The organism is Vulcanococcus sp. DEBay_Sum22DG08_74 (assembly GCF_017852955.1).
GTDB lineage: Bacteria > Cyanobacteriota > Cyanobacteriia > PCC-6307 > Cyanobiaceae > Vulcanococcus.
Map to the genome: position 1 here is coordinate 1 of NZ_JAFMKL010000124.1, position 4,543 is coordinate 4,543.

Here is a 4,543-nt window from a genome sequence, read left to right on the forward strand (position 1 = left end):
CTTGTCGCACATTTTCTTGACCGAGGCACGCACCTTCATGGGAGCGGTCTCTCCAAATTTCCAAACAGCGACCTTACCACAGGGGTCAACCCAACAGGGCTGCGATCCGATCGGCAATGGCGTCGACTGTGCCGGCCGCTTCGACCGGGGCAATCAGCCCACGTTCGCGGTAATAGGCAATCAGGGGCTCGGTTTGCTCGCGGTAGACCTCCAGGCGGTGGCGGATGACCTCCTCGTTGTCGTCGGCCCGGCCGCGGGAGAGCAATCGCTGCACCAGAACACCGTCATCGAGTTCCATCAGAACGACGAGCTCGATCTGCTGGCCCAGCTCCTCGAGCAGGCTGGCCAGGGCATCGGCCTGGGCGACGTTGCGGGGGAAGCCATCCAGCAACCAGCCGCCACTGTGGTTTTGCAGGCGGCTGCGGACGATCGCCAGCACCAGGGCATCGCTCACCAGCTCACCGCGGGCCATCACGGCCTCCGCCTCTTTGCCCAGGTCACTACCGGCGGCGACTTCGGCCCGCAGCAGATCACCGGTGGAGAGGTGGAGCAGGCCTTGGCTCTCGGCAAGCTTCTGGGCTTGGGTGCCCTTACCGGCGCCGGGGGGACCGAGGAACAGCAGACGTTGCTTCATGGCAAGGAAGGAAGAAAAGGAGCAAGGAGGGGGGAGTTACTGGCGAACCATGCCTTCGTACCGCTGGGAGATCACGGCGGTTTGCAGTTGCTTGGCGGTCTGAATCGCGACGCCAACCAAGATCAACAGGCTCGTGGCACCCAAGCCTTGGAAGGTCTGCACGCGCGTGGCCGACTCCACGGCCGAGGGCACGATCGCCACAGCCCCGAGGAAGAGGGCGCCCAGCAGGGTCAGACGGTTCTGGATACCCGTCAGGTAAGCCGTGGTCGCTGAGCCAGGGCGAACCCCAGGGATGGCGACACCACCGCGCTTGAGGTTGGAGGCCACGTCCACCGGGCGCACCGTGAGGGTGGCGTAGAAGAAGGAGAAGCCAATGATCAGCCCGAAGAAGAGCAGCGCATAGACCCAGGGGGTGCTGCTGTTGGGGCTCAGGAAACTGGCGACCTGAATCAGCGTGGGGTTCTTGCTGAAGTTGGCGATCTGCAGCGGCAGGAAGACCACGGCCGAGGCAAAGATGATCGGCATCACGCCACCGGCATTGAGCTTCAGGGGCAGGTAGCTCTGGCGGGCGGAGATCCCGGCCCCGCCCACCTGGCGCTTGGCGCTGACGATCGGGATGCGGCGGCTGCCCTCCTCGACGCAGACGATGCCAACGATGGTGATCAGGAAGACCGCCACCAGGACGACGATGCCGCCAACGGCCTCACGACCGCCGGTTTGGGCCAACTCGATGGTCGAGCCCAAGGCCCTGGGGAGGGTGGCCACGATGTTCAGGTAGATGACCAGAGACGCGCCCTGGCCAATGCCCCGCTCGGTGATCACCTCACTGAGCCACATCACCACCATCGAACCGGTCACCAGGGCGATCGCCGTCTGCACCACGAAGACCAGATCCGGTGTGCCGGGAAGGGCGTAGGGCCGGAGGATCAGGGCAAAGACGATGCTTTGGAACAGTCCCCAGCCCAGGGCGACATAGCGGGTGTACTGGGCGATCTTGCGGCGTCCCGCCTCGCCTTCGTTCTTCTGCAGATCCTCCAGCTGCGGCAGGGCGGAGGTCAGCAGCTGAATGATGATCGAGGCGTTGATGAAGGGAAGGATCCCCAGGGCGAAAACGCCCAACGCGGAGATGCCACCACCGGTGAAGATGTCCAGGAAGCCCAGCAGGGAGCCCCCCTGGGCAGCGAAGGCCTGGAAGGCCTGGCGGTCGATCCCGGGAACAGGGATATAGATGCCCAGACGCACCAGGAGCAGCAGCCCCAAGGTGATGAGAACCCTGTCGCGCAGATCCTTGGCTTGGACCAGCTGCGTGAGGATTTCACCGGCACTGGGGTTACGCCCCCGGCTGACGACCATGGCAGGTGCAGACGAACAAGAAAAAACCGCCTAGCGATCGATCCGATCACCAGACGGCATTGACCTTAATGGGCCGTGGACAAGCGGAGATCAGATCTCTTCGCAGGTGCCACCAGCGGCTTCGATCTTCTGGCGGGCCGAGGCGGTGAACGCGGCCGCCTGGACGGTCAGCTTCACGCTCAGTTCGCCATTACCCAGGACCTTCAGGGGGGCCTTGGGGTTGGTCACCAGACCGTCCTTCACCAGGGTGTCGATGTTGACGGTGCTGCCGGCCTTGAGCTCGGACAGCTTGGCAACGTTGATCACCGTGTAGTTCTTGGGGTTGATCACGGTGAAGTGCTTCAGCTTCGGCACCCGGCGGTACAGAGGCATCTGGCCACCCTCGAAGCCAGGACGGGTCGGACGACCCGAACGGGACTTCTGACCGCGCATGCCGAAACCGCAGCTGGCGCCTTGGCCGGCGGCGATGCCGCGTCCCTTACGCAGCTTGCGGCGACGGGCCCCCTTCTGGGGGGCGAGGGACTGGAGATTGAGCGACGTCATGGCGGTCCTCAGGAGTAGATCTGCTCGAGGGAGATGCCACGCTCCTTGGCGGTCTCCTTGTGGGTACGCAGGCCGGCCAGGGCATCCATGGCGGCGCGGGCGTTGTTCAGGGGGGTCTTGGAGCCTAGGCGCTTGGCGAGCACGTTCTTAATGCCGGCAAGCTCAAGCACCGTACGGATGGAACCACCTGCGATCACACCGGTACCAGGGGCAGCGGGACGGATCAGAACGCTGGCAGCGCCGTCACGGCCGTTGCTCAGGGTGGGGATCGAGGAGTGACGGGTCAGAGGCACCTTGACCAGGTGCTTCTTGCCATCGGCGACGCCCTTGCGGACAGCACCGATCACGTCGCCAGCCTTGCCGACGCCGACGCCGACCTGGCCCTTCTCGTTGCCGACGACAACGATGGCCCGGAAGCTCATCTTCTTACCGCCCTTGACGGTCTTGGAGACGCGGCGGATTTGCACCACGCGCTCCTGCCATTCGGAGTCACGCTCCTGGCCACGACGGCCACGGCGGTCGCCACCGCGACGGTCGCCACGGCCTTCGCCGCGACCACCACGGCGCTGGTCCTGCTGCTGACCTTCGGCCGCTGCGGGCACGTCAGCTGCCGCTGGCACGGCGTTGGACTGGGTGTTGTTGGTTTCGGTCATGGTGAGAGCAGGGATCAGAACTGAAGGCCCGCTTCCCGGGCGGCGTCAGCCAGGGCCTTGACACGGCCGTGGTAGAGGTTGCCGCCACGATCGAAGACCACCGATTGAATGCCCTTGGCAAGGGCACGCTTGGCGACCAGCTGACCGACTGCGACAGAAGCATCGCAGGTGGCGCCGATGGTGACGTTGCTGCGGAGCTCTTTATCGACGGTTGAGGCAGAGCAGAGGGTGCTCTGCGCAACGTCGTCGATGACTTGTGCGTAGATGTGGTTGTTGGAGCGGAACACAGCCAGGCGAGGACGCGCGGCGGTGCCGGAGAGATTGCGGCGCAGACGGCGGTGACGCTTTTGTGTCTGCTGCTTGCGGGAAAGGGTGGACATGGAAGTACTGGGTAAAAACGCTTAAGCAGACCTCACTTCTTACCGGTCTTACCGGCCTTGCGGAGGATGCGTTCGCCCGCGTACTTGATGCCCTTGCCCTTGTAAGGCTCGGGGGGACGGATGGCGCGAACTTTGGCCGCTTCGTTGCCCACCAGCTCCTTGTCGGGGCCGGAGACAATCACGGTGGTGTTGCCGTCGACGGCGAAGGTCACGCCCTCGGGGGCGATCATTTCGACCTGGTGGCTGTAACCAGCGCTGACGACGAGCTTCTTGCCCTGAACGGCGGCGCGGTAACCCACACCGACGATCTCGAGCTTGCGGGTGAAGCCCTGGCTGACACCCTCGACCATGTTGGCCACGAGGGTCCGGCACAGACCGTGACGCTCGCGAGAGCGACGGCTGGTGCTGGAGGGGGAGACCACAAGGGTGCTGCCGTCCTGAGCAATGGCCACGCCCTCAGGCAGGGTGCGGCTCAGTTCGCCCTTAGGGCCTTTGACTTTGACGTCAAGGCCGTTGAGGCTGACGGTGACGCCGCCCGGAACGGGAATCGGCGATTTACCAATACGAGACATGAATCAATCCCCCTAATCAGTAGACGTAAGCGAGCACTTCGCCACCGACGCCCTGCTTGCGGGCGTCGCGGTCGCTCATCACACCCTTGGAGGTGGAGATGATGGCCACGCCGAGACCGCCCAGCACTTTGGGGAGCTGACGAGTGTTCTTGTAGACGCGCAGGCCAGGCTTGCTGACTCGCTGCACGGTGCGGATGATCGGCTGGCGATGCTTGCCGCTGTACTTGAGTTCCAGCACCAGGTGCTTCATCACGCCTTCACCTTCTTCGGTGATCTCGGCGATGAAACCTTCCTGTTGCAGCACCTTGGCGATGCTCTGGGCCATGCGCGAGGCAGGCACCTTGGTGGATTGATGACGTTTCTCACTCGCATTGCGAATGCGGGTGAGCATGTCGGAAATCGGGTCGT

7 protein-coding genes are annotated in these 4,543 nt (G+C 64.0%); all 7 read right to left on the minus strand.

The features are described 5' to 3' along the window. Window positions 1-85: 85 nt before the first annotated feature. On the minus strand, window positions 86-634 hold the full coding sequence (locus QZ184_RS10295; RefSeq protein WP_296416107.1) for an adenylate kinase: 549 nt from the start codon (window positions 632-634) through the stop codon (window positions 86-88). Between the two features lie 36 nt (window positions 635-670). Next, the gene (gene secY / locus QZ184_RS10300; protein WP_010314968.1) at window positions 671-1,987 is read right to left on the minus strand and encodes a preprotein translocase subunit SecY; all 1,317 of its coding nucleotides are present in this window, start codon (window positions 1,985-1,987) and stop codon (window positions 671-673) included. Window positions 1,988-2,077: 90 nt separating this feature from the next. After that, the gene (gene rplO / locus QZ184_RS10305) at window positions 2,078-2,530 is read right to left on the minus strand and encodes a 50S ribosomal protein L15 (protein ID WP_010314964.1); all 453 of its coding nucleotides are present in this window, start codon (window positions 2,528-2,530) and stop codon (window positions 2,078-2,080) included. An 8-nt stretch (window positions 2,531-2,538) separates the two neighbouring features. Continuing rightward, the gene (rpsE, locus tag QZ184_RS10310; protein ID WP_010314962.1) at window positions 2,539-3,183 is read right to left on the minus strand and encodes a 30S ribosomal protein S5; all 645 of its coding nucleotides are present in this window, start codon (window positions 3,181-3,183) and stop codon (window positions 2,539-2,541) included. Between the two features lie 14 nt (window positions 3,184-3,197). Continuing rightward, complete coding sequence (gene rplR / locus QZ184_RS10315; protein ID WP_010314960.1) at window positions 3,198-3,563, minus strand: 50S ribosomal protein L18; 366 nt, start codon at window positions 3,561-3,563, stop codon at window positions 3,198-3,200. A gap of 32 nt (window positions 3,564-3,595) precedes the next feature. Beyond that, window positions 3,596-4,135: a 50S ribosomal protein L6 gene (gene rplF / locus QZ184_RS10320; protein ID WP_010314956.1), complete on the minus strand. Its 540-nt coding sequence runs from the start codon at window positions 4,133-4,135 to the stop codon at window positions 3,596-3,598. Window positions 4,136-4,151: 16 nt separating this feature from the next. Next, a partial coding sequence (gene rpsH / locus QZ184_RS10325; RefSeq protein ID WP_296419472.1) for a 30S ribosomal protein S8 occupies window positions 4,152-4,543 on the minus strand: 392 nt, incomplete at its 5' end.